The following is a 24,678-nucleotide window of genomic DNA, read 5'->3' on the forward strand; positions in this document are numbered from 1 at the left end:
ATTACTCGGTTTGTCAACTACATCCACGAACGTCCGGAGGAAGTGCTGCAGCGCTTAGGGTGTGCAGGATGAGAAGTTAACTCTTTATGTTGCATGTATATAGCTGTACCATTTCCACTCGCTTTCAATGATTTCAACGAATATTCCATTTTCCAGCCGAGTTCATCATAAATTTTTTGTGATGAGGCGACAAAGGGCGCCCGGGCGGCGGTCGGTGTATTCAATGACGGCTTTGCGACCGATGACTTTTTTCACATGTTTCAATCACTTCGTTGACAGAATAGCCTAAGCTGTTGCATAGGTTATAAATGGCTTTTTTCGACAAGTAACAGGCAACCATACAAGTAATCAGGATTCTACTGTTTGAGATTGTTTGCTCTTGGAATCGGAATCGTCAATATATTTCGAAATAAATAACAGGCCAAAAAAAGACACACAAAAGCCAAGATAATAACTTACTGCCGCTTTAAAAAATAAAAGTTTATATAAGTATACAGGGAGTGCTATTAACATTGCTAACATTGCTATTACGATACTTACTGGGATTAACAAAATCCTCAATATGATATTTATAAAAATACTCACTTTGAGAAGTGAAATAAAGTCATCTAATGAGGTATACAGATCCCAGCCACCCACAAACAACATTTTAAACACCTTACCTAACAAGGCTAATCCATTGTTTAATCCATCAGTAAAATTAAGGTTGTCTTTAATTATAACATGCTCAGAGTCTTTAAAATAATATGTTTTCCATAATATTGTATAGCTTTTGTCAGTGGCTTCGGAAATATGAAAATCTGTGAAAAACATTCCGTAGATTATTACTAAAGAAATTAAAATGGAAATAAATCTTCTCATCCAGTATAAACATCCTCCCTCTAGAAATGTTGATGCATCAAGGCTTTTCGGCCTCTCAGGGGTGCCGAAAAAATATTTTTCGACAAAATCCCTTACATCCTTTTTCAGTTTTGTGGATATCTTACAGACCTAGGGTGCGCTTCACAGTCACGACTGAGTACATTTTCCTGTTACGGAGGAAACGTATTCGATGCATCCTTGGATCTCTGCATCGCTGATGAGGAAAAACCCCCCATGTCTCCCGTCATCTTCACACCAATATTCCCCCGTTCGGTCTCGTCATCAGGCAAAGACCGGCTCAGTTCGGGTCTTAAGGTCGAATGGGTCGTATTACGCTAGCTGCCCCGGTGTCATCCTATTGTCAAGCGTCTCTTCTTTTCACGGGGGAAGGCACTAGGCCGCCCGATGTCGAACTTGGGGCAGGATGTCCTGCACCATTCGCTCTGCGTCAAACGTCCGTTGCTTTGTGCGGATCGTAAACAGCACCTTTAACAACTTGCCGCATAGCACCAAAAATTGACTACCTCTTCGACAGTGGGATTACCGCCCGGGTCGTGTCATACTCATGCAATGCGCGAAACGCCTCATTGTGGTGAACCAGGGAATCATCACCCAAAACAGTATGGAGCACAGCTGTTTTCGTCCCCCGTTTCGAGACCTGTTTTTGCCCTTTGTGCTGACCGGAGGAGTGATCTTTGAGCGTTAGGTCCGCTAGTTTGATCAACTGTCGCGAATTCCAGTAATGGGCAAAACTTCCGATCTCAGCTAACAAGTCAACAATGGCGGCATCGCCTAAACCGACTACGGTTTTCATCCACTGGTATTCCATCGTTGTCTGCACGATGGCAGTTAGCCCGCCATCCAGGACAGCGATTTCTCCCTCTCATTGACGATAACGACGGTCAAGCGTGACGATCTCAAAACGGGCCATCTGCGTTCGCTCCGTCACGTCAACGGAATATCTAATCACTTTCAAGAATTTCTGGACTTTCGGCTTCTGCGACGATACCAGCCCTTTGCTTTGCCAGTACACCTCGACCAACTCCTCGACTGCCCGGCCACCGATGTCAGCTGAAAAAGAAAAAACAAGAGACAATCGCAACAGCTTGTCCATTTGGCAACATGAACGGTGGTTGTCTTATAACCGTCTTTCTGTCCCCGTCTCCCTTGCCGTCTCTTTTGCACCTTTAGCGAACGTCGGCCACGGGTGAATACGACTCCGGGAATGCCGTACGCCGCTCCATGAGATGGTGATGTACGATTTCTATGAAACTTTTGATGTCCCCTCTCCATTTACCCTTGTTTTCCCACCACCCGCTTCGCTGTGGCAGGATTTGCGTAAATGCTTTGCATGGAAGGAAATTGGGTTAATTTATATTTTAACACCCGCCTTACCGATTCGTTGATTCGCTCCTCGGACAGCTTTCCGGTTTGCACGGCATTCCAGATTCCGTCCATCACTTTTCTTTGATTGTCAAAAGTATGACAGACAAGCAACAAATCGGCGCCAGAGGCGATCGCCCGGTATCCGAGTTCCTCGTAGGTGAAATACTTGCTCACCGCCCCCATCTCCAAGTCATCGGTCACCACTATGCCTTCATAGCCCAATTTTCCCCGCAGCAATCCCTGAATAATAGCCGGAGACAGGCTGGCTGGATTTTCTTTGTCATATGTCGGATATTTAATATGGGTGACCATAACGAAAAAACGATGATGGTCTATATTTGTGATAATGCGCTTAAAAGGAAAAATGTCCTTGTTTTCAAGATCCTGCTCGGATGCTTGAACAGAAGACGTGTCATGGTGCGGGTCTGTCTGGCTGCGCCCGTTTCCCGGAAAGTGCTTGAGCACCGGCGTCACCCCCGCATCGGCCAGCCCCGTGACGACCTTTTCCCCTAACCTTCCCGCTACAACCGGATCGGTTCCAAATGACCGGCTGTCTATAGCAGATAAGTCCAGCACCGGGGCAAAATTGATTTGAATGCCCATCGCGGCGAGTTCTGCCCCTGTCCGCCGAGCGGTTTGGTACACTTTTGCGCCGTCTCCGCTTTTGCCTAATATTTGTTGAGAAGGGATGGGGGAAACGTATTGCCGCATTCGGACAATTTTTCCCCCTTCTTGGTCGATGCTAAAGACGAGCGGGATTTGGAAGCGGTTTTCCATCGCCAACCGTTGCAACCGGCTAGTTAAATTGGCGACTTGTTCGGGTGTTTCCATGTTGCGGTCATATAAGATCACCCCGCCCGCATGATAGTCCCGAATCATTCGCTCTATGTGTTCATCCGGTTGGGTGGATGGAAATCCGACAATGACCAACTGCCCGATTTTTTCACGAAGGCTCATCGTTTCGATCAGCCGATCAAGTTTTTCGTCTATGTTGGACGACGGTTCAAAAAAGGTGACCGATGGCTGCTTGACAATACGACTGTCGTCGGCTTGCAATTGTGGACGGTTCGCCGCATTTTGTTTTTCAGGCTGACTCGCAGAACGGTCGGCCGCTTTTGAATTTGTTTGTTGATGAATCACCACGGCATAGGCCGATAGACAGATGACTAGTGAAAGCATTAGAATGAACAAAATAGATGCCAATGAAATCGTTCGTTTCCTCCGTCTGTCAAAACGCCCCATAGCTTTCCACCCTAGAGTCGAGTTTTTGAATGTCCGCGTCGTCGAGAACCCAACGACCGGATTCTTTAATGAGATACCAGTATCCGCCCCACTGCTGAACCAGCACCGTCCCGTCTCCGTTATCATCATAAGACGTCAGCTCCACATAGGCTGTTGCAGATTCGCCATCGAGAGCGGTAACTTCTATGGTATTCACTTCATTCTTTATATTATGTTGCAGCCCATCCGCCCAGCCTGCCATCGTCACTTTCCGTTTTCGGTCGCTCGAAAACAAGTCATAGGCAGTCTCAAAATCATCATTGCTGATGCTGGCGTAATGTTGCCTTACGGTGCTCTCCACCGCCCCAGCTTCACTTCCTTCGGCCACGTCCGCGCCATAATCCTCGCTTGGAATGTCATAGCTGTTGATTTGGTCAGTGCTGAGCAGCTCTTGAACTTTCAAGGTGCGGTCCGGTGAAACCGCGATTAGGAATTCACTGCGAAAACTTTTAATTTTCTCTGATTCGCCATTATAGTTAATTTCATATTCTTCGTATGTTCGTACTTTAAAGCGACTTTCGTCCACCACTTCGACTTGTTGCACATCCAAGGTGACCAATTTTTCGGTAATGCCTTCTTCACCGACATGTTGAAGATAATTTTGCGTTTCTTGGTATGCAGGCCCATTGGGATCAATGAGGTCCTCAATGAGAGAAAAATCGCGCTGATTAATGGATTCTACCGCCAAAGTAATGTACCGTTTCATAAAAGTCCGGACTTGTTGTTCGGATACGGAAGATGTCAAATTTGAGTCAGTTTCTGCGGCAACCTGTTCGGGAGCTGTATTCTCCTGCGCAGTTGCCGCATCCGTTTCGTCAACATGACTGTTTTCTGTTTCCTCACCCGCCACATCTGCAGCGACGGAAGGCTGTGATGCTTCCTCTCGTTCTTCCTCATGTGAAAAGAACAGCCGATATGCACCGAATAGCAATAAACATACGACCGCGAACCGGAAAACGGCAGATAATTTGCTTCTCCTCGGCTGGATCGGTGCAACTGGGGCTGGAACGCTCACCGGTTGTTGCGGTGGTATAGCGGCGGCGGACGGACTTGGGCTAGGTGACGGCATCGAAACGGAAGGAGGGGATGCGGCTCCCTGTGCAGCCTCTTCCTCCTCTTCCAATATTGCACGTTCTGGAACCGCCTTATCCAGCACTTCCCCCCAACATCCGACAGCCCACTCAGCAATTTGGAGATCAATCGCGGCGTTTTGATGCAGCCGCGCCACCATTCGGTGATAAAAGTGATCGTCCAACTGTTCGTCCGGATATTGCGCGATCTCTTGAGAAACCCCTTCTTCTACGGCGCTGATGAGAGCTTTGATTTTCCCTTTCGGTTCTGTCGTCATATCGTGAAGCATAGATTGAAGACGCTTTGGCTCCGAACAAATTGAAGCGCCATGTTGACTGATGATCTTTTTTAACGCCTCTTTAGCGGGATCATTGGCACTCATGTTTCATCGCCTCTCCCTAACCAAGAATGGTTCCTTCCGTGGACGCGGTAAACTGTATTCTTACCCCTGCCTGCAAAGGGACCGATTTTTGGGGAGGAATCTCCCGAACAGCCCCAGCGAGGGTTGTCGCTTTCCAAGGAACATTGGTGTGATTGCGTATTCCCCAAACTGACGGGTTCGCCGGATTTTGCACGACCTCCCCGACAAGTTCGGCCCATTGCTCCTCCTTTGAGGATGGATCGATATGCCGTCTTTTAATGCTCGTTCCTTTGTTTAATACGATATACTGTTTCCCAGCCGCTGATTTTACTAAAAGTTTGGGCGGAACAGGGACAGGCTGCTGGCAATACCAACAACGCACATTAGGCTGTTTTTCGCTCCAGAAGTTCTCCGCCGAATCGTGCGGGCACTGCGTAATGCAGTCTTCCAGCTCTAAAAATAATTTTCTCCACTCTCCTTCTGTGACGCGGCGCTTAGGATCATGCAGCCCGATGGTGAAAGCCTGGATAAATTTCTCTTTCAACGGTTGCGGGCATACCTCCCACCGACGTTTAGCCGTTTCATAATCAGGATCATCAGGCAAACGATTTTCCGGGTTGACAGGATCGAAAATAAACACTGGGTTTTGGCCATAAATTTTTTGTTTGGCGATCAAATCCCATGAGCGGACTTCATATTCCATCTTCCCGTGAAGCGGGTGATGCCAAATCCAAAGTTGAAACAATAAGACAGCCAACGAATGAAGATCCGTATCTGTTGACGGTTTCGCTTCTTTCCGAACCACTTCGGGGGCCATATACTCCATCGTCCCCCACACTTGAGCGTCGGACTGATTGTTTACCCCAATGTTGTCGTTATCACAAATCAACACATCCCCCTGCACAGGATCGAACATAATGTTGCCGGCGGAAATATCCCGGTAGCATAACCCTCGCAAATGCAATGCCCTATATGAATCGGCGGCCGCATAGGAGATCCTGCACAACGCTCTCATCGTTGGCGCTGGTTTCCGTTTCGCCCAGACTTCGCCCAACTCCGCAAATCGCTGGGTATCAATCAAGTCCATCAAGTAACCGAACTGAGAAGAATGAGGAGAGCATACAAGGTCTATGGGCCATACAAATCGTTTTCCAGCCGCTCCGCTCGGGGGGCCCTGTTGGACGAGATCCAGAATGATTTTCATTTGTTCTTCCGTCGCCTGCTCATGGTTATACCACTTCAATGCCTTTCTTCCCAACTTTTGCCCTTCGACAAGGTAAACGGCCCCTTGCCCCCCTTCCCCCAGCTTTTTCACTACCGTTAATGTTTCCTTCGTCATCAAAGTTTGAACGGTTGCGTTTTCCTGCAATAACACTGTCCTTCACCTTCCCGGCTGTATTCATGTACCTTTTCGTTAAGGGTCTTTATTGCAACTCATCTTTAGGCCTTATATTAATGATCGGACCTTGCAATTTGTCGTTGTTTAATGACACAGGCTTATAGATACTCCCGCCTGCTTTTCTGTAAGTTTCTTTCGATAACGGACCTAACCGATAGGTGCACGACTCGCTTTTCCCGCTTTCCAGCGAACGGCTTTTGTCACGTTCTTCATCCGCTTCCAAGACAGCCGCCGGCTCTTTTTCCTCCATCGTATCGGACGGACGTGTTTCTTCCTGGGTGTCCGGCCGCATATGGGGGGTGGATATGTTTTTAAATTTCAACAGGGCAAGAGTAATATCATCTCCACTTCCCCTGCTTGAGTAGGTGAATAGCAATGAAGGAAATGCATCGCTGGCCGAGGAAAAGGTATGGCGATCCACATATTCAGCGAGGCTCGAGGCAAATTTATAAAAATTGTCGTCGTCCTCAAAACAATTCGAAAGCCCATCCGTGCTCATCATCAAAAATTTATTGCCTAGCGGACGGGGAATACGGGCCGCATTCCAAAAGCGGTTAGCCTCTGGCGAGCAGAGGGAGTAGGTGGCATTCCCGACTAAATCGTCCCCTTTATCCAGGGACGGGATGGGGCGATTTTTCCCATCAATCACAAGAATGTCACCGTCTCCAATCTGCCCGACTAACGCCTCTTCCTCACATACTAATGCCACCAGCAACGTGGTTCCGTATCTCGTGTACACCTTTGACGGATCCGTCCCATCAATGTCATGTGCGGACGCATGCGCCAACACTTCTTTTTTCCACTGCTTGACGACTTCTTTAAGAAAATCATCCCGGAAGCTGCGAAATAAATATGTTCTCGACTGCTTCAGCTGTTCATATAAATCTTTCAACACATGAACCGCTATGTGGGTGGCGAGCTTTGCGCCATAATGGCTCATATCATGCCGTTTATCGCCATGGCCATCGGCGATGGCGATAATGAGCGGCCCGCCCGTTTCGCTATCTTCCAGGCAGGCAAAGGCGTCTTGACAAGGCTGTTGATTTTTCACATGAGAAGCTCCTTGAACCGAAACGATCGTATAACAGCCATAGGCGGAATGGTTGTATATTTTTTGATGCGTTCCTCCTATATCACTCATAAAGCCCCTCCATGCCCTTAAAATACATCGAGATCATCATCCGTCGTCTGAACAACGGGAGGAGAAGGCAAGGCAACGTTAGTCGACGGGCTGCCGCTCCCAACGTAACTTTTCCCAACCGATGCCCCCACTGTGGCGGTGACGCTTGCCCATTTTATGTACTGAATGAGCTGTTGGGAAGTATGGGCTTTAAGCACGCCAATCTCACTATGGCTTACAAACTTCAGCAACTCTTGTTCATCATACTCATACTCATCCCCGATCGCGATCACAAGCCGAACAGCCCTTTTCCCCCAAGGAAGCGATTTCAGTCTTTGAATGGCTTGGTCGTATTCTTCTGGCGGATCTGTGCAAAACCCGTCTGATAACAGGATGCAGACCGGCGGCAATCCCCTTCTGTTCATCTTTTCGATGTCCAGTTCCTCACACAACAAGTGAATCGCCTGTGCCGTCGCAGTCAACCCGTTCGCTTGCAGGTCCCGCCAAACAAAGTTTTCGATCGGAACAGGGGAAGGACCCACATGCCAACTGGCCGTATCGCTGAATTTAATCGCCCTCATCATCACTTGCACTTCCGGATGCGCTGCCAAGGCGGAGCGAATCTCAGGAATCACTTCCCGAATCGCCTGATTGAGAGAGGCAATTTTAGCCCCCATCATAGAACCGGAGCAGTCGGCAATCCAAAAAAATTGCAATGTTCGTTTCGCAATATTCCCTTCCAATGTTGGAATGACAGTCACCGTAGACCCCCCTAATTCTTTTTTCATAAGTCAATAGTCATTTATGCTTACTATTCTATATCTTTTATCGGCATAATAGAATACGATTTTTACTATTTTGTAGATTTTTGGTTTGCAAAAAAATCGGTTTTCACCGGGACTTCAAAAGCAACATTCAGCCCACCTTTCAAACCCTTCCAACAAAAAGCAGGAGAATTTCCCCATTTTCATTGGGACCTGTTCCTTCTACAACTCCAAGCCCCTTTCATGTTCAGGGCATTGTCAAAAGTTTACCCTCCACACTCGGGGCTTCCCCTGGAATTGCAATGGTTGGGCGAAAAAGCTTGCGCCCCTATTGTTTCCGGCCATCATGGCGGCAACGACACCCAACAGCCAAAACAAAGAAGTGACAAACTTTGTTACCTCAATGATTCGCCTATTTGCTTCATAATCATCAGGACTCAATATGAGATCATTGTCTATCCGCTGAGCGTGACAATGCGCAACGGAATGGTCTGTGTGGAGTTTTCATAAAATTTTTGACGCTACCGCCGGCGGCGTTTTTCAGGTAAACATTGACTGGCTTCTGCGTCCAGTTAACGGGATTGCCTCGCCCATGCAAAATCATTTCCAGCTGATATTGCTTCCCCCATCATCAACCTTATGCCCTTCCTTCCCGCTGAAGACTCTCTGTTCATTTCACCCCAAACGTCGGCCTTTTCCAGTGCACCGCAGCGCAATCGGCCATGAAAAGTGAAAAGAAATTCATGCCATTTATAACTGATTCTATATACCCTCAAAAAACCCTTTTTATTCCACGAATTCATCAAAACCTATGACAATGGAAACGGCATGGCGCTCGCCAAGCGTTGGGACGGATACGGGCATTCCATGAAGGAAAATGAGCGTTGGATGCTTGACGAAACAGCTGTTCGACACTTCAACCGGACAAACAGCAATGACACGTTCTAGAAGAAGGGCAAAAAAAGCGGACAACGCGATCAAAAGGGGAGGTGGAAGACAGCCAAAAAGAGGGGGGCAGCGAAAAAGAGAGTGGAAACTGCATACCCGCCTGAACCAAAAAGCGCAACCATTCACCTAGGGTTCGCTTGCAAAGAAATGCGGCACCGGGCAGCCTCAGCAAATTCGCGATTGAATATAAACACAAAATATCGTATATTTATAAAAAGAAAATCTATAATCATACGATAGTGAGGGAACCCGATGCAAATCGACCACGCAGTCACCAGCGATGTAAAGGAAATGCACGCATTAATTCAACACTATGCGGAAAAAGGCTTGGTTTTGCCCCGTTCGTTGTTATCCATCTACCAGCACTTGCAATGCATGTATGTGGCAAGGGAAGACAACCAAATCGTTGGAGTCGCTGGGTTGCATATCCTAGGGCACGATCTTGGGGAAGTCCGTTCGTTAGTCGTATCGCCTGACCATATGGGGAAAGGAATCGGCCGCATGCTCGTCGACCATATTGCGAACGAAGCGGCAAGACTCGGGGTGAAGCGGTTAATCTCCTTCACTTACCAAGTTGAGTTTTTTCGAAAATGCGGATTTGAAATCGCCGAAAAAGCAACGTTGCCTGAAAAAGTGTGGATTGACTGTGTCAATTGCCCCAAGCTGGACTGTTGCGATGAAACAGCCATGATCAAATACATTTGACCCTTCTCCCACCTGCGCAACCGCGAAAAGGTGGGAGATTTGCTTGAAAACAACCGCCCTGCGACAGAGCGGTTGACACCTGCTTCTTTGTCGAGAGGGTGCGAAATGTGAGGTCTTCGCCAATTCCCCCCGACTCGTGCGCCCCAACGGCATTGAAATAGCGAAGGACGACATCGTTGAGCCCATAGCAGAGGCAAAATCGACCAAAACTAATGGATTTGTTCGTTAATCATATGAAAATTAATATTCACCGGTATCAACTTCTTTATACGCTCAATATCCCGCTTCTTGTAGTCCATAATCACAATGCCAGTGATGACCTCATCCTCTTCAGAAAACCGGATAAACACACCAGGAGCTGCTTCGTCATCGTACGACACTTTTGGTTCGCCCAAATAAATATAAAGAACATCGTGATCATAGTCATAGGAGTATTTAACGTTTTCCTGTAAATTTTGGACGAACATAAATCGCACCTCCTGTCTCTTGGTTTAACCTGCTTTTGGCGATGACGGTAACAACGTCACCATACGCTTCATCTTCATGGTCGACAATAACGACCAACGCCTTTAGCGACTTAAACTTAGGCAATTGCACAAGATCTATATATTTTTGTCTTGTATCATGCTGATCGTCCGGATTATTTGGCAATATAAAACAAGGATCTTGAATGACGCTCTTGACCATATCTTCTTGGCCTATAAACTCTTCCCTTGTATGATCCCCACCAACAATATGATAATTCCATGTTGTGCTTTTAAGCCGCACCTCTCTGCCTAGAGGGTCCTCAGTTATAAATATGTAGTCTGTATTGATCTTGTTACCTTCCATTATTGCTCACTCTTCACACCAATAATACCTAATTGCGAAAGTTCCTGAATCTTTTCCTCGCTTGGCGGGGAAGGGATTTCACCGAATATCTCTTCATACTGCTTAATGTAATTCAATAACAAATAGGCAAATTGTTTGGCGTGTTGTGGGCTCATAGTAACCTTTCCGAGGTATATATTTCCATCGGGCGATTGCTGTTGAAGATTAAGGATAATATCATGAAGACTCATACTTAAACTAATGGAATTACAATAAACATTGAAGGGTCTCTTTTCCATATTCCCTTCCATATACCTTTCCTCTCCCTTTTAAAACGGTATTGTAATTATATTTTATACCTTAAAGAATTTTCTTGCACTCATTTCATTAGGGAAACCGCTGTATATAGAAAATGCCTATAAATAAACCGCCCCACCAAGGGGCGGCCTAATCATCGTCCTTTCCGCTGATGCCATTTCCACGCGCTTTCGATGGCTGACAAGTGACAGGCACCCTCACCCCCTCACAAATTCAGCATATTTTTTCTTCCGCTCTGTTTTTGTGCCTGAAAAGTAATCTAATCATGCATCCATATTCATAAATTTCGGGGGCAGCGATTTTGGATGCATATACAAATAAACTCTCCATCGGTAATGTTCCGGCGCATGCACCATATGAGCTTCTACAGGATTGAGATGAATATATCGACTCACTTCCAACATTCCGCTGTCATTGTCAATCCATTTACCATAATAACGCTCCATAAATCGGCCCGGAAACACGATTTCGATACGCTTGAATTTGTTTCGGACTACATGTGCAATAGCGCGTTCTTGAGCCTAAATATCCACACGGACACGGATTCATCGCCCCAAGCAAAATAAAGTCCGCAGGATATGTCACCGTCGACGAAATACGGCTAATCGTCACTTTCCCCGTCTCTAACGGCTGGCGAAGCATATCCAGCGTCTTTTTCGCAAATTCCGCCATTTCATCGAGAAACAAAACACCGCGATGTACCAGCGACACTTCGCCAGGCTTTGGGTGTGTTCCCCCGCCAAATGAACCTCCCCCACTTACGCCTGTAGGCGTTGAAGTGGGGGTTTCTTGCCTTTTTCTTTCCGGGTGTTTCACGATACACCGGGTTTCCCGTGTATCTCGTGACCAAGCACGGAAACACAACAGAAAGAAATAGCAAGCAACATCATGCCAAAGCATGAAGGGTGGGAACTCACCATCTACTACTTCTCGCTTACGCGATCCGTAGATACTTGTGGTTCGTTATTTTCATCGGTCGGAATTCTCCATATAAGTGTTTTGTAAGAATATTGCATGCCGAATGGACATCCCGATGCTGAGAATAACCACAAGCACAAATAAAATTTCTAGAAGAAGGTTTTTTCTTCTTCCCGCAAACAGGACATGTTTGCGTGGTATACGATTCATCCACTTTTTCAAAAGTGATGCCTTTAGCTTCTAGTTTGTATTTCAAATAGTCGTAGAGTTTGCCAAAACACCAGTTCGATAATTTTTGGTTCACCAATTTGGATCGCTTTTTCTTTTTGTTGCGCTGGACGCCTTCGACATCGCCTATCATGAAATGTTTGACGTTTTGTTCCAAACACCAATCGACCAATTGTTTGGTCGTTTTATGCAAGCAGTCTTTTAATTGCGCTTCGCTTTTCGATAAAATATATTGCTTCGCGCGGTTATATTTTTTCCATTTACGCGAACCTTTTTTACATTTGGACATCTTTTTTTGCAGTTCTGCTATTTTTTTATTTCGAAGGCGATGAATGCTTCTTATTTTTCTACCGGTGATGATGATGCTGCTTCCGTTTTCGCTGACGGCACTAATGGCGTGAATTTCGCCAGGATCACCGGCAGCGATAGTTCCTTCTTTTTTAGTAGTTGGTTGTTCACCGTTTTCATAACTGAGGCAAAGCATGAGTTTCCAATGTTTCGCATCAAAAATGAGTTCGATTTCTTTGACAGTGCCGTTTGGAATTTGTTCTTTATCGATTTTCACTACAATAGGAGGTTGGTTTTTTCTTTCCCAGCGACCCATTTTCAGTTCAATGGTCCCATTTGGGTGAATGATAAATCCGTTATTTGCCCATTTCGTGTTGAAATATTTTTTCTGTTTGTACGGATATTTGTTATCTATATAAGTTGAAACTTTGTTTTACATCCAGTAGAGCGCCCGCTGCATTCTATCAAAATGACTTGTTATGAAGGAAAACAGAATCGAACAATCGGAAAATCTTTATTGCAACTTATATAGCCCTTTTTGTTTGGCTTTTTTGGCGCTGTCTCTGGCATTCAAATATTTATGGCATACGGCTTGAATGCTTTGGCTATGGATCGGGTATTTGCCCTTCGTTTGTTTTTGAAGTTCGGTTTGGTTGATCCATTTTCCATTATTCTTTAATGCATAGTTTTTGGCAATGACTAAACAGTCATTCCAAATTTGAGCCGATATTCGGTTGCATTCGAATAATCGATCGATATCTTTTTTTGATGTTTGAAAAGGTATTTTGACCGTTCGATACATCCTTTCACCTCCTTACTTATAATATAAAATATGAATAATCGAAAATCTATATTCTTTTTTCATCGATTCTCCCATTTTTTTACTTTTTTTGATCAAAAGTAAAAAAAAGGACGCCGCGTATCCCCCGCCTCCGCTTCGCTTAGAGGCGGGGGACTTGCGGCGTATGGGTTGTTAAAGAAACCGATGAAGCGGAATGATGCGGATGACGAAAAGGCGGATGGCCGCTCTCGATTTTTTCCCCTGCCAGCTGGTACAAACTGATCACCTCTAACTGCGCATCATGAGAAAGGCTCGGCAAAATCGTCGGAAACGTTTCCGCCAACAAACTTTTCCCGCACCCAGGCGGTCCAACCATTAACACGTGATGTCCGCCTGCCGCTGCGATCTCCAATGCTCGCTTTGCTTGATGATGGCCAATAATCGATTGAAAATCCCGATGATGCTTTCGCGGGGAGTCTATGATTTCAGGAGTGCGAAAAGCTGGGGGTAACGAAAGAACGCGTTGTCCTTGCAGATATTGCACCGTTTCTTCCAATGTCTGAACAAAGATACAATCGAGATCTTTCAAATGATGAAGCGGAAGTGTGGGATCATACGGAAGGTATACTTTTTGAAAACCGAGCTTCTTTGCTGCCAATATCGCTGGAAGCATGCCATCCACCGGCTGAATCGCTCCATCCAACGATAACGAACCTAAAAACGCTGCATCGGAGGGAACCGGCGCTGTCAGCTTATCCATTGCCTTCAAAATCCCAATCGCCATCGCCAAATCAAACATCGGGCTATGCTTTTTCCGCTCCGGCGGAGACAAATGAACAACGAGCCTTTTATCAAAAAAATCGCATCCGAAAGCATAAAGCGAAGCAAGAACACGTTCCTTTGCCTCTTTCACCGACGCATCCGGCAACCCAACAATCACCATCGCCGCAATCCCAGGCACCTCCTGCACCTCCACCTGCACCCGATACCCTTCTAACCCCCTTAACCCAATGCTTAAAATCTTCACCGTCACTCATCCATCCCTCCCAATCACAGAACATTAGTTCTCACCCATCATTGTAATACCCTCCCCTTTATCTTTCAATTACCAATATTTCGACAAATTTCGGGTGGTGAGCGCCACTTCCGGATATCGCGAAAACGCTGCAAAAGACGACAGAGTGGATGTCATTGCCTGGACCGGGAAGACTCATTTTTAAACCGAATGGGCCATTGGTGGATGAGTATGAACAATCGTGGGATCTAGCAGGAGATGCAGGCGTTTTGAATCTTACGGTAAAGAACAATAAGATTTTTTATGATGAATATCCGGATGCACTGGCCCGATTGTACAGCTCGCTGACTTCTCATGGAGGAAATTATCTTGTTGCAAGTGCTAAACCGGGATTTGAATTTATCGGTGAAGGCTCTCCAACTCATGTTGGAGGAGCAAGCCATGGGGGACTTCATAAACAAGATTCACTAGTACCGATGATTGTAACTGGTACAGATTCGTCCCCAAAACATTTGCGCATGATTGATTTAAAAGATTGGATTTTAACACTGATTGATTGACGCAGATAAACAATCAGCCTCCCGCTGACAACACTCCTTCAGCGGGAGGCTCTGTATTTCCTTCACATTTCCACGATGCCGCTTCCATGCACTGAAAATATTATCTTCAAGCGAATATTCCGCTTCTCAGTCCAGTTTCCTTATCCATCTTCTCCGATGAGGCGACAAAGCACGTCGGAGCGCTCAGTCAGTCGTTGGATTCCATGACGGCTTTGCGACTGGTCCCTTTTTCATCTGTTTCAACGACTTCGTTGGCGGAATAGCCTAAGCCGTTGCCGAGGGTTATAAATAGCCATGGCAATGGATCAAGCCATCCCTGCTAATGTTAAATCTTTGACAAACTTCGAAGCACGGCAGGTATTATCCCATAACAGGGGCTAATTCATCCAATGTTGCACCTTGGAAAGAAGGAATCTCGCACTCAAAGGCTACTTTCAGCCACCAATGAGGAGTTGATTTTTCATTCATATACACAACACGAACAGAAGGGTTCGCTCCATTTTCTAACAAGGAAAAGACGGCCTTACTATAAAAGGCTGGAACATATCCAAGCTTCTTCCCTCCGTGAGTATAGATAGCAACAGCATGGGGATCATAAGTGTTTGTTGGTTCTTGTACTAATTTCAACGTTTCGTTAATGGCTAGCCATGTTGCCCAATTTTGAGGAAGATTTTGATAGCGCATGCCATGAACAAAAAAGCTGACACGCAGCTTTCCATCGTCTTCAAGACGCAGCGGTTGCTCAAAAGAATAAGTGTCGCTGGCTAACCGCCCACGTGTTTGTTGAAGCAAGTCCATCTTAGTGGAATTCTCATCCAGACCTAAATCGGACAAAATGGCTTTAAAATCCGCACGATCTGGTGACGGCAATCGGCGTTCAAACGCCGGAAACAGCTCCTTTGATCGATATATTTTAGTTGGGTCTGGGAAAGCCGGATGCAACATATACCCGTTATTCAATGCATCTTTCAGTTTTCCGTGACCAGAGGCATTATAGGTGTAAGTGAACTCATAATAGCCATCATAATGAGAAAGAGTTCCTATATGATAAAAAGAACGGGTTTTAGGATTTTGCCAAACCACTAAAAGTGTATGAACTTTTTTCATGTTATTGATCATCCCTTCCAATCCACTCCAATATTTTCTTTCTTCGAAAAGGCACTATATTCAATAACCAGTCTTTTTGTGCCTCGCTTAAAATATCTAATGATTGAATAAAATCAGAATACCTTATTAAATCAAATTCAACTAACTTTTGGATACTTTGATTAAACTCATCTGTAAAGTTTTTACTAATATATGTTAACAAGTCTTTAGCTTTGACCTTTTTCTTTTCAAATATACCCGCCTTAACCCTTGTTTTTTCCGTATATTTGTTCATTTCTTGGGGATTCGAGACCATTTGTATCAGCTTTTCATCTTCAAATCGAAACCCTAAAGAAGCACCGTTATCATAAATGGGAGAGAATTTTGCTCCTGTTTCAAGAAATAGCAATTGCCAATTAAATGGGTGCCTATCTTGATTGCCAATAAGAATATCAAACAATTGCATATCTATAAACTCTGATTTTATGGTCTCCCAATACACAAATTTCTTCATTATTTTGAATCCAGCATCAATGAGTTCCATGTCCTTCAACGAGGATTCTTGGAGCTCCTTATAATCGTCGACTAGCGCTGATAATAAAACTCCACCTTCTTCAGCCATTTTTGCATCATATTCCTTTACAAAATTTCGTAGAAGACATCCTCTTCTACCGTTTCTGGTTACAATCTCAACACTCATCATTTCTAAACCAAATATAGCTCCAATTTCAGCGGCAATTAGTTCTGTAATATCCTCCCAAGAAACTCCTTCTTTAAACTGCCGCGGGTATTTTATAAGATAATGTATTTTCTCTGGAGATATCAATTCCTCTTTCTCCAGTGTACTTTTTCTACCATACCCGACTCGTTCCCACTTACTGACATCTCTCAACAATGCTAATCGTTCCTTTTTCGTACAATCTTACTATGTATTTTAACACTAAATGATGCAAATTTATCATTCATCATAAAATTACGGCGTAACGATTTAAAATTTCGGTCATCAAAAACCAAAAAAGGACAATATGATTGGAAACTATTTTTTAAATATTTACTGATTCATTGATTTCTATTTTTGTTGGTTCCACATTTGCGTAATATTTTGGACGATAACCTTGGAGGCGCACTTTTTTGATTACCCCATTCTCAACAACAAATGTTAAATCCTCAATTTCCTGTAGTGTCCCAGTTAAAATGAGTTGTTCTACCACTTTTCCTCGGATCTGTTCCATAGTGTAACCTTTTTCTTTCAAGATACGCAAAAGGTTTGAAATCACTTGTATCTTTGCATTAGAGGGGTTTATAATCATACTTTCTAACAATACGGAAGAATGATCATACCGAGGTAATTCTTCACCAAATAATATTCTCCTTACTCGCAACATAGCAATATCATCCGCTGATAATCTTTTTCCCATCAAATTGATAGACATTTCAGGAAAGGTAAATGAACTATAGTCCCCCAAACTTACTAGGGTTATAGTAACTGTTGTATCCTCCTTTTGCGATTCAACACGAATATTTTCAATCGTAACCATATCAGCAAAATTTCGGACTGAAAGAGCGTATTGACCGCTATTTTGTTGCATCAATTTTAACGTTCTTTCCGTTTTGCTATCAGGATTCTTCAATACCAATTCATATGTGCCTGCTTTTGGTTCACGGTATTCGTCATATTCGCAAGTTAAATCACCTAACCAAAAATACGCTCCTGAAGAATTTACGATTTTCGTTTCAATAGCTGGACTCGTTCCGAAACTTTGACCTTCTCTTTTCACTACTCTTTTTAATAATAACGGTTTCCCTGTGAGGGTGCTTTTCATTACAGGTGTTTGATCCTTAAACTCTTCAGCAACTTTTTTGCTTACATAGGAGTACAAATTATATACATCAATCTCACCGTTTGCATCAGCAGCTTCGCCTTCCAACCCTCTAATGAGATAATCCGTAAAAGCACCGTGGCCATTTCTGTCCCACGCCCATTGATTTGACGTACATGCAGCGATCAATACTTTCCCCGACCCTTTTACCTCTAGGCCTCTTGCCATTTCATGTTGTATATTTCTTGCAATGGCACCACTATGACAAGTATCAAAAAACGCCAGTACAGTACTAGCAATAGTATGATCAATCAAATCTCTTACATCTGTCATTTTAATCATGGAATCTTCTGGATTATAAGCATCGCCATCGAAAGGAACAAAATAACCTTCATTATTATGCAAAAAGCCATGACCTGCCCAAAAAAGAAATAATATATCATTTGGAGAAGCATCTTCAAAAAAGGACGTTAAAGCGGAGTGTAATATATTCCGCTTTGCAATGTTCCCTTGAAACACCTCTACATTTTCTTTTTTAAAAAACGACGGAGGTTCTAACAACAATCTTTTTATTTCACTAACATCATTAACTGTATTAGGAAGAGGGGAAGTATTTAAATATTGGTCTACTGCTATAAGCAAAGCTTTATAAACCATTGTTGATCACCCTATCGTATCAACATCTGAATTTGATTTTTGTATGGCAATAGAGATATGATTACGAACAATCTACAAATTGGAACTGTAACCCAACACCATCACTTTATATTCAGAATCGATTATAAAAATTTGTATTTACGACAACCAATTAACAGTCGGAACTTCATAGACAACAGTAGCTACATTCAAGAAACAACAGGCATAATCCCTATTGAATTCCCCAAATTTCCATTGCCTTTTTGACCAGTCTTTCTTGTCTGGAAAGAATTTGGTCCTTTGTCCATTCCTTTTCCTCTAATATTTCTTTCGTAAGATCAAACGATACTTTTTTGTTTCGCTTTTCATAAATTTCCTTTTTACGATCAAACGAATAGTATTGCGCAGCTGAATTTTTCGTACCGCTTAATAAAGTCAAATTCCCAAGCTTATGAACCAATTCTTGATGAACATCAGGCGTGAAACGTTGGATCCAATATTCATCTTTTAGCTTTTGCGGAAGGATGTGCTCCACCGTAATTCGTCCATGGAATTGTTTTACCACGCTCTGATCTTGGCTTTCTTGTTCCAAGCGAAGGAGTATTGCTTTTACAGCAGGAGAATGGTAAATATCCGCACGTATCAATTGTTCAAATTCTTTATTATCCGCATATTTTTTAACCGTTTCAATCAGTTCATCCGCTGAACATCCTTTATTGATCAAATTAATCACTTGATAATAAACCGTATTTCGCTTTGTTTTGCCAAGCCGGCGAACCCAGTTTTGGTACGTGATTTTTTCCATTAATTCAACAAAATCAGCGAATTCCATATCCGGCACCGGTTTATTTAGAAACGCAAGCACAGGAGGTATCCACTCATCATGAGCAACCCGATGGAGGGAAGAGATGAGTTTTTGCGTCTTAAGATGATTATCGAAATCGTTTTCCATAATTTTTTCATAATGATGAGCCGAGCGCAGGAGAAATTCAGCGAAACGAGCGGGAGCTTCTTTATATTCTTCAAGGATCTCATCAAACTCTTGATAAAGAATTTCCTGCTGCTTGTTCCCTTTGATCGAAGTCCGCAAATGGCTTAAGAAATTATCTAACTGCCGAATGCCAACGATATTCTCCAGTTCATTCCAACATTCTTCCACTCGGCTTCTCTCAAGAGGCTTGCTTTCACAATATTCAAACAGCCGGTTTTTTAATAAATCCCCGTTGGAAAGAGACATTCCTCTCGCATTTAAGACATTAAAAAGCCGGTAGGCGGAGGTAAAGTTATCGGTGACCACAAAGACAACATATACATGTTCTAAAATATAATTGACCAACCGCCGCAACTCGACTTCGCTGAATTCTGAAACTACTTGTTTGATTTCAAGCATATTGTCATAAAACTTCGCTTGAGTTTCACTCATTTCTTGTGCAGAGCTTATATCTTCCCCCATGAGGATATACTTCTGGAAAAATGCTTGATCTTGCTTTCTGACTATCAGGCGAGGCTGCTCCGGTTCATCCGTATAAGGGTTTACCGGCATAATTCGTTTTTGAATATCCTCTACACTAGAAGGATGCGTGATCAACTGCTTCATAACCGCAAAAATAATATTTAAAGTCGTTAACCGCTGCTGGCCGTCTACGACTTCATAACGGCGGTTGCGTTCTTTTTCAATCGTAATAATCGATCCGATAAAGTATTCAGGGTCATTACGCTGATAAGCTTGGCAAATATCTTCTATCAACTCGCGCGCATGGCTTTTCTCCCAAGAATACGGCCGTTGATAAGGAGGAATTTCATAAATTTTGTTTTCCGTCAGTATCTCGTTGATCTTTTTTTCACTTGCCTCCATTTAGCATCATCTCCCCCAGTAGCCAGATTTACTTTTACACATACATCTATAATACAGATTTTACGTTTTTACAACTCTCCCCTTATTCACACATGTTGACCCCAACCGTATTAATGATTTCTTCTCAAAAACCAATCCATATCATAGTTTTGTAATGATTGAGGAAGAAATTTTATGTAAAAAAGGATTCCTCGTAAGCGAAGATAACAAAAAGCAATCTTGAAGCATCTATGGGGTAGTTATGGAGAAGTTCACCAATGGAATGGATGCAGCGGGTATAGCTAGAAGAGGAAGCAGAGGATCTCTATAACCATGATGCAAAACATAGAGGGAATTCGTAATTTTACATTTCAGAACATATCCGTCGTAAATAAATTCGCACAAACGAATAAAGCAATCCCCCACATGCGTCAATAACCACATTCGCCAAAAGCGCCATCCTCCCCGGTTGAAAGGATTCAGTTCCTTCTTCCGTTTTTGAATATAAATCATTTTTCCATCCACTCCAACTCCTCGAGCGACTGGACATCTTGAAGAATGTAGCGGATCGTTTTTTATCGACTTTGGCAGCTGTTGAAACGATGACATACATACCTCCCAATACTACTTATGATGATTCCCTTTAAAAATTGGTTTTAACTGATGAACAAGCTCCCGAACCATGTCTTTCGCGGTCATATTGCGGACAATTCCCCTCGTTGATACGCTTTGATCAATATATGTTTGAAACGCTCGGTTTCTGGTCGCAGATTCTTTTTCTTCGTCACAACAGTCACCTCCAACATAAATAAGCCTCCCGCTGAATTACTTCAACAGGAGGCTTTGAATTTACTTAGTATTTCGGCTATGCCACTTCCACGCGCTTGCAATAATCTCTTCCAACGAATATTCCGCTTTCCAGCCAAGTTCTTCATAAATTTTTTGCGAGGAAGCGACAAGGCGCGCCGGGTCGCCCGGGCGGCGGTCAGTGTATTCAATAACAGCTTTGCGGCCGGTTACCTTCTCGCATGTTTCAATCACTTCTTTGACGGAATAGCCTAAGCCGTTGCCAAGATTGTAAACGGCGGTTTTCTTTTTGCCCGCCAACAATGCTTCCAACGCTAAAATATGCGCCTTCGCTAAGTCGGTGACATGAATATAGTCACGAATGCATGTCCCGTCTGGTGTATCATAGTCCGTACCGAAGACGGAAATTTTGTCGCGCTGGCCTAACAAGTGCTGCAAGACAAGCGGAATCAAATGCGTTTCCGGGTTATGGTCTTCGCCAATTTCTCCCGACTCGTGCGCCCCAGCCGCGTTAAAGTAGCGAAGGACGATATAGTTGAGTCCATACGCAGAAGCAAAATCCGCTAAAATTTGCTCGATCATCAACTTTGAGCGACCGTATGGATTAATTGGATTTGTTGGGCAATCTTCCGTAATCAATTCGACATTCGGAATTCCATATGTTGCCGCGGTTGATGAGAAGATAAAGTTTTTCACATTATACTTTAGCATCGTTTCTAGTAATGTTAATGTAGCGGCAACGTTGTTTTGATAATACTTCAGCGGATTCACCACCGATTCGCCGACTAAGCTGTTCGCCGCAAAATGCATGACGGCTTGAATCGGGTATTTTTCAAAAATCGGCTCAAGATCCGCTTTGTTCCCTAAATCCCCTTGCACAAACACCGCGCGGTCATCCACTAAATAGCGATGGCCAGTCGATAAGTTATCAAGCACGATCACTTGCTCTTTTTTCACTAATTCTTTCACTAAATGACTTCCGATATAACCGGCTCCGCCGACAACGAGAATCATATACAATCCCCCAATTATACATTAACTATTTGATGGACCATAGCCATTACCGCGTTTTCTAATGCGGCAACAAGTTCTTCGCTCTCTTGTAACGATGTTCCTCTCACGCCAAAGTAAAACTTCGCTTTCGGCTCTGTGCCTGATGGACGCAAACAGAACCATGCGCCATTCGCAAGATGATATTTCAACACGTTCGAACGAGGCAAGTCAATCGTCTGTTCTTCCCCTGTCTTGACAATGGTGCGTTTGCTTATCAAATAGTCTTCGATCGCGACAACTTCCACACCGGCGATTTCTTTCGGCGGTTCTTTGCGGAAGGCCGCTAAAATGTTCGCGATTTGCTTGGCGCCGTCTTTTCCTTTTAACGTTAGCGAACGCAATGATTCACGATAGTAACCGTATTTTTCAAAAATCTCTAATAACCCTTCATACAATGTTTTTCCCTGCGCTTTATAATAAGCCGCTACTTCCGCGGCAAAAATCGCCGATTGCACCGCATCTTTGTCGCGGACAAAGTCGCCGATTAAATAGCCATAGCTTTCTTCATAACCGAATTGGAACGTGTATTCTTTCGTCCGTTCAAACTCGTTAATCTTCTCGCCAATAAATTTAAACCCAGTCAACGTATCGATCGTTGGCAAACCATAATGCTCGGCAATCGCGCGGCCGATTTCGGACGTCACGATCGTTTTCACAACGACGCCGTTTTTCGGCAAAATTCCTTTTGCCTGCTTTTGGGATAATAAATATTCCAGCATCAACGCGCCCATTTGGTTGCCTGTTAACACGACATATTCGCCATCTAAATTTTTCACCGCCACACCAAGCCGATCCGCATCCGGATCTGTCGCCATTAAAATGTCGGCATCGATTTTTTTGCCGTATTGAATCGCCAATTCAAACGCGGCATGCTCTTCCGGATTTGGCGAAGCAACAGTGGAAAAGTTCGGGTCTGGAAGTTCTTGTTCTTTTACAACCGTCACGTTTTCAAAGCCGAATGCTTTTAAACCAGCGCGGACTAGCTTATTGGCTGTCCCATGCAAAGGAGAAAAAACAATTTTTAACTCTTTCGCCACTTCCGCGACCATTTCCGGATTGAGTTGAATCGTTTTTAATTGCTGAAGGTAGGCTTCATCGATTTCTTCGCCGATATATGTAAGCAGTCCGTTTTCCAGAAGTTCTTGCTCGCTTGCTACTGCAACCGTCAATTCATTTTCGACGGCATTGACGTATTGAATAATCGCATCTGCCACAGCTGGCGGGATTTGTCCGCCGTCTTGTCCATACACTATGAACCTCTCCCACCTACACTCCGTTTAGAGATAGGAGTTTCTTACCACTCGCCCGAAGAAGCTTCGGCGCAGAAGAAGGCTCTCTTCTCCCGCTCGATGCACGCATCGGAAGTCTTCCCGGCCGATTCGGTAAGCAACATCGGCTTTTGACCGATGGGGCGGTCCGGCCCGTCTACTACTTCTTGCTTACGCAATCCGTAGATACGTGAGCTTCGTCGGTACCGACCAAGGAAGAATATGTCCATGCACCGCCTTGCTCAAGATATTTCGGGCTCCATGAACGTCCCGATGTTCTTTATATCCACAAGAACAGGCGAAAATTCGGCCCGACACTTTTTTTCGTTTCCGGCAGACAGGACATGTCTGGCTCGTATACGATTCGTCCATCTCTTTCAGGCGAATGCCGTGCTGGGCTAATTTGTAGGCCAGATAGTTCTTGGTTTTCCCGAATGACCAATTCGAGAGCTTTTGCGCTTGTTTCCGGCTGGCCCGTTTTTTCTTTCGCGTGTGCCGCTGGACTCCCTCGACATTTCCGATGTACACATCGGAAACCGATTGGGCACGGCACCAATCGACAAACTGTTTCGTTGTTTTATGAAGGGCATCGCGCAGCTGGCGTTCCGATTTCGATAAGATGTACTTCTTGGCCCGTTCATACTTTTTCCATTGCCGGGACCCTTTTTGGCATCTCGATTGACGGCGTTGAATCTCGGCTAATTTTTTGTTTCGCAGCCGGTGAAGCGAGCGCACCTTTCGCCCCGTGATGAGGAGGGCTTGGCCGTTTTCGCAAAACGCCCCGATCGTATGGATTTCGCCAAGATCGACGCCAACCGCATGCCCCGGCTGGTACGCTTTCGCTTCCTGGCCATCGTCATAGGTGATGGCAAGATACCAGCCATGATCATAACAACATTCGATTTCTTTGATCGTTCCCTGCGGCAGCTGTGAGACGTAGACGATAATCGGTTTTTCGCGTTTTCCACCATGGATGCCCATGGACAACGTGATTTTCCCATTTTCATGAATGGTGAATCCGTCTTTTGCCCATTTGGTGTTGAAAAATGTCTTCTGCTTGTACGGATAACGAACGTGGCGATGTCCTTTCTGGATAGCGGCTCGAGCGGATTGCCGGGCGAAGAGGTATTGGTGGCAGACGGCTTGAATGGACTGGCTGTGAAGATGGAATCGCCCTTTCGTTTGTTTTTGCAGCTCGCTTTTCGAGATCCAGCGGCCGTGTTGAAGGAAATGCTCTTTGGCCAATCGAAGGCATTCATTCCAGACGCGAGCCGACTCGCGGTTACAGGCACGAAGCCGCTCGAGGTCCGCCTTCGATGCCCGGAAGGCCACTTTTTGCCCACGAAGCATGGTGGATCCT

The 24,678-nt window shown here is 44.5% G+C and carries 22 protein-coding genes and 3 pseudogenes; 2 read left to right on the forward strand and 23 right to left on the reverse strand.

Annotated features, from left to right (window positions below; translation table 11 throughout):
* Positions 1-348: 348 nt before the first annotated feature.
* The 8 genes from GZ1_RS13365 to GZ1_RS13395 all read right to left on the reverse strand — a co-directional run bounded on the left by GZ1_RS13365 (position 349) and on the right by GZ1_RS13395 (position 8,240).
* Positions 349-861, reverse strand: coding sequence for a hypothetical protein (locus GZ1_RS13365; protein ID WP_060788670.1), 513 nt, complete (start codon positions 859-861; stop codon positions 349-351).
* A gap of 520 nt (positions 862-1,381) precedes the next feature.
* Positions 1,382-1,675, reverse strand: a complete 294-nt coding sequence (locus tag GZ1_RS19875) for a transposase (protein WP_060788671.1) — start codon at positions 1,673-1,675, stop codon at positions 1,382-1,384.
* Positions 1,676-1,744: 69 nt separating this feature from the next.
* Positions 1,745-1,975 (reverse strand): hypothetical protein, encoded by a 231-nt coding sequence (locus tag GZ1_RS19880; RefSeq protein WP_128754855.1) that lies wholly within the window; start codon positions 1,973-1,975, stop codon positions 1,745-1,747.
* Between the two features lie 179 nt (positions 1,976-2,154).
* Positions 2,155-3,489: a glycoside hydrolase family 3 protein gene (locus tag GZ1_RS13375; RefSeq protein ID WP_020961437.1), complete on the reverse strand. Its 1,335-nt coding sequence runs from the start codon at positions 3,487-3,489 to the stop codon at positions 2,155-2,157.
* On the reverse strand, positions 3,476-4,981 hold the full coding sequence (locus GZ1_RS13380; RefSeq protein ID WP_060788672.1) for a TcaA NTF2-like domain-containing protein: 1,506 nt from the start codon (positions 4,979-4,981) through the stop codon (positions 3,476-3,478). Before GZ1_RS13380 ends, GZ1_RS13375 begins: the two co-directional genes overlap by 14 nt.
* A gap of 16 nt (positions 4,982-4,997) precedes the next feature.
* Positions 4,998-6,299: a protein kinase domain-containing protein gene (locus tag GZ1_RS13385; protein WP_071990903.1), complete on the reverse strand. Its 1,302-nt coding sequence runs from the start codon at positions 6,297-6,299 to the stop codon at positions 4,998-5,000.
* 85 nt (positions 6,300-6,384) lie between these two features.
* Positions 6,385-7,410 (reverse strand): PP2C family serine/threonine-protein phosphatase, encoded by a 1,026-nt coding sequence (locus GZ1_RS13390; protein WP_060788673.1) that lies wholly within the window; start codon positions 7,408-7,410, stop codon positions 6,385-6,387.
* Positions 7,411-7,517: 107 nt separating this feature from the next.
* On the reverse strand, positions 7,518-8,240 hold the full coding sequence (locus tag GZ1_RS13395) for a vWA domain-containing protein (protein WP_217996041.1): 723 nt from the start codon (positions 8,238-8,240) through the stop codon (positions 7,518-7,520).
* A gap of 1,203 nt (positions 8,241-9,443) precedes the next feature.
* Between GZ1_RS13395 and GZ1_RS13400 the strand changes: the two genes are divergently transcribed.
* Positions 9,444-9,896, forward strand: a complete 453-nt coding sequence (locus GZ1_RS13400; protein ID WP_020755202.1) for an N-acetyltransferase — start codon at positions 9,444-9,446, stop codon at positions 9,894-9,896.
* 209 nt (positions 9,897-10,105) lie between these two features.
* Here GZ1_RS13400 and GZ1_RS13405 read toward each other — a convergent pair whose 3' ends face one another.
* From GZ1_RS13405 to GZ1_RS13430, 7 genes and pseudogenes are all read right to left on the reverse strand, one after another.
* The gene (locus GZ1_RS13405; protein WP_033005702.1) at positions 10,106-10,363 is read right to left on the reverse strand and encodes a DUF2283 domain-containing protein; all 258 of its coding nucleotides are present in this window, start codon (positions 10,361-10,363) and stop codon (positions 10,106-10,108) included.
* Complete coding sequence (locus GZ1_RS13410; RefSeq protein ID WP_023634263.1) at positions 10,332-10,727, reverse strand: hypothetical protein; 396 nt, start codon at positions 10,725-10,727, stop codon at positions 10,332-10,334. Before GZ1_RS13410 ends, GZ1_RS13405 begins: the two co-directional genes overlap by 32 nt.
* A complete protein-coding gene (locus GZ1_RS13415) occupies positions 10,727-11,017 on the reverse strand; it encodes a DUF3467 domain-containing protein (protein ID WP_020755204.1) in 291 nt (96 codons plus the stop codon). Before GZ1_RS13415 ends, GZ1_RS13410 begins: the two co-directional genes overlap by 1 nt.
* A 451-nt stretch (positions 11,018-11,468) precedes the next feature.
* A pseudogene (locus GZ1_RS13420) lies at positions 11,469-11,765 on the reverse strand (ATP-binding protein); the annotation flags it as partial.
* Positions 11,766-11,958: 193 nt separating this feature from the next.
* Complete coding sequence (locus tag GZ1_RS18415; protein ID WP_255211298.1) at positions 11,959-12,873, reverse strand: RNA-guided endonuclease InsQ/TnpB family protein; 915 nt, start codon at positions 12,871-12,873, stop codon at positions 11,959-11,961.
* Positions 12,874-12,972: 99 nt separating this feature from the next.
* Complete coding sequence (locus GZ1_RS18420; protein ID WP_083509311.1) at positions 12,973-13,260, reverse strand: hypothetical protein; 288 nt, start codon at positions 13,258-13,260, stop codon at positions 12,973-12,975.
* A gap of 139 nt (positions 13,261-13,399) precedes the next feature.
* Complete coding sequence (locus GZ1_RS13430) at positions 13,400-14,272, reverse strand: magnesium chelatase domain-containing protein (protein WP_255211297.1); 873 nt, start codon at positions 14,270-14,272, stop codon at positions 13,400-13,402.
* A 203-nt stretch (positions 14,273-14,475) separates the two neighbouring features.
* Between GZ1_RS13430 and GZ1_RS18425 the strand changes: the two genes are divergently transcribed.
* Positions 14,476-14,814, forward strand: a complete 339-nt coding sequence (locus tag GZ1_RS18425) for a nucleotide pyrophosphatase (RefSeq protein ID WP_083509312.1) — start codon at positions 14,476-14,478, stop codon at positions 14,812-14,814.
* Between the two features lie 360 nt (positions 14,815-15,174).
* Here GZ1_RS18425 and GZ1_RS13435 read toward each other — a convergent pair whose 3' ends face one another.
* The 8 genes and pseudogenes from GZ1_RS13435 to GZ1_RS13465 form a co-directional block, all read right to left on the reverse strand.
* Complete coding sequence (locus tag GZ1_RS13435; protein ID WP_050367931.1) at positions 15,175-15,921, reverse strand: HIRAN domain-containing protein; 747 nt, start codon at positions 15,919-15,921, stop codon at positions 15,175-15,177.
* A 1-nt stretch (position 15,922) separates the two neighbouring features.
* Positions 15,923-16,795, reverse strand: coding sequence for a HipA domain-containing protein (locus tag GZ1_RS13440; RefSeq protein WP_020755210.1), 873 nt, complete (start codon positions 16,793-16,795; stop codon positions 15,923-15,925).
* Positions 16,796-16,943: 148 nt separating this feature from the next.
* Positions 16,944-18,377, reverse strand: coding sequence for a caspase family protein (locus tag GZ1_RS13445; protein WP_060788676.1), 1,434 nt, complete (start codon positions 18,375-18,377; stop codon positions 16,944-16,946).
* Positions 18,378-18,588: 211 nt separating this feature from the next.
* Entirely contained in the window at positions 18,589-20,211 is a 1,623-nt protein-coding gene (locus tag GZ1_RS13450) for a DUF262 domain-containing protein (RefSeq protein WP_060788677.1), read from the reverse strand.
* A gap of 603 nt (positions 20,212-20,814) precedes the next feature.
* Positions 20,815-20,978, reverse strand: a pseudogene (locus GZ1_RS19950) (YwzD family small protein).
* Positions 20,979-21,039: 61 nt separating this feature from the next.
* Positions 21,040-22,011 (reverse strand): UDP-glucose 4-epimerase GalE, encoded by a 972-nt coding sequence (galE, locus tag GZ1_RS13455; RefSeq protein ID WP_060788678.1) that lies wholly within the window; start codon positions 22,009-22,011, stop codon positions 21,040-21,042.
* Between the two features lie 14 nt (positions 22,012-22,025).
* Positions 22,026-23,306 (reverse strand): annotated as a pseudogene (locus GZ1_RS13460) (phospho-sugar mutase); the annotation flags it as partial.
* A gap of 183 nt (positions 23,307-23,489) precedes the next feature.
* The coding region (locus GZ1_RS13465; protein ID WP_306304591.1) for an RNA-guided endonuclease InsQ/TnpB family protein at positions 23,490-24,678 on the reverse strand (1,189 nt) is incomplete at its 5' end.

It is taken from the genome of Geobacillus zalihae NBRC 101842 (assembly GCF_001544135.1).
Taxonomy (GTDB): Bacteria; Bacillota; Bacilli; order Bacillales; family Anoxybacillaceae; genus Geobacillus; species Geobacillus zalihae.

Excerpts from the sequence above, each read along its gene's own strand:
- GZ1_RS13380 (WP_060788672.1), bottom strand. The coding sequence starts at position 4,981 with ATGAGTGCCAATGATCCCGCTAAAGAGGCGTTAAAAAAGATCATCAGT.
- GZ1_RS13450 (WP_060788677.1), bottom strand. The coding sequence starts at position 20,211 with ATGGAGGCAAGTGAAAAAAAGATCAACGAGATACTGACGGAAAACAAA.
- GZ1_RS19875 (WP_060788671.1), bottom strand. The coding sequence starts at position 1,675 with ATGAAAACCGTAGTCGGTTTAGGCGATGCCGCCATTGTTGACTTGTTA.
- GZ1_RS13375 (WP_020961437.1), bottom strand. The coding sequence starts at position 3,489 with ATGGGGCGTTTTGACAGACGGAGGAAACGAACGATTTCATTGGCATCT.
- GZ1_RS13400 (WP_020755202.1), top strand. The coding sequence starts at position 9,444 with ATGCAAATCGACCACGCAGTCACCAGCGATGTAAAGGAAATGCACGCA.
- GZ1_RS13365 (WP_060788670.1), bottom strand. The coding sequence starts at position 861 with ATGAGAAGATTTATTTCCATTTTAATTTCTTTAGTAATAATCTACGGA.
- GZ1_RS13415 (WP_020755204.1), bottom strand. The coding sequence starts at position 11,017 with ATGGAAGGGAATATGGAAAAGAGACCCTTCAATGTTTATTGTAATTCC.
- GZ1_RS13405 (WP_033005702.1), bottom strand. The coding sequence starts at position 10,363 with ATGTTCGTCCAAAATTTACAGGAAAACGTTAAATACTCCTATGACTAT.
- GZ1_RS13410 (WP_023634263.1), bottom strand. The coding sequence starts at position 10,727 with ATGGAAGGTAACAAGATCAATACAGACTACATATTTATAACTGAGGAC.
- GZ1_RS18420 (WP_083509311.1), bottom strand. The coding sequence starts at position 13,260 with ATGTATCGAACGGTCAAAATACCTTTTCAAACATCAAAAAAAGATATC.
- galE (WP_060788678.1), bottom strand. The coding sequence starts at position 22,011 with ATGATTCTCGTTGTCGGCGGAGCCGGTTATATCGGAAGTCATTTAGTG.
- GZ1_RS13385 (WP_071990903.1), bottom strand. The coding sequence starts at position 6,299 with ATGACGAAGGAAACATTAACGGTAGTGAAAAAGCTGGGGGAAGGGGGG.
- GZ1_RS19880 (WP_128754855.1), bottom strand. The coding sequence starts at position 1,975 with ATGGACAAGCTGTTGCGATTGTCTCTTGTTTTTTCTTTTTCAGCTGAC.
- GZ1_RS13445 (WP_060788676.1), bottom strand. The coding sequence starts at position 18,377 with ATGGTTTATAAAGCTTTGCTTATAGCAGTAGACCAATATTTAAATACT.
- GZ1_RS13435 (WP_050367931.1), bottom strand. The coding sequence starts at position 15,921 with ATGAAAAAAGTTCATACACTTTTAGTGGTTTGGCAAAATCCTAAAACC.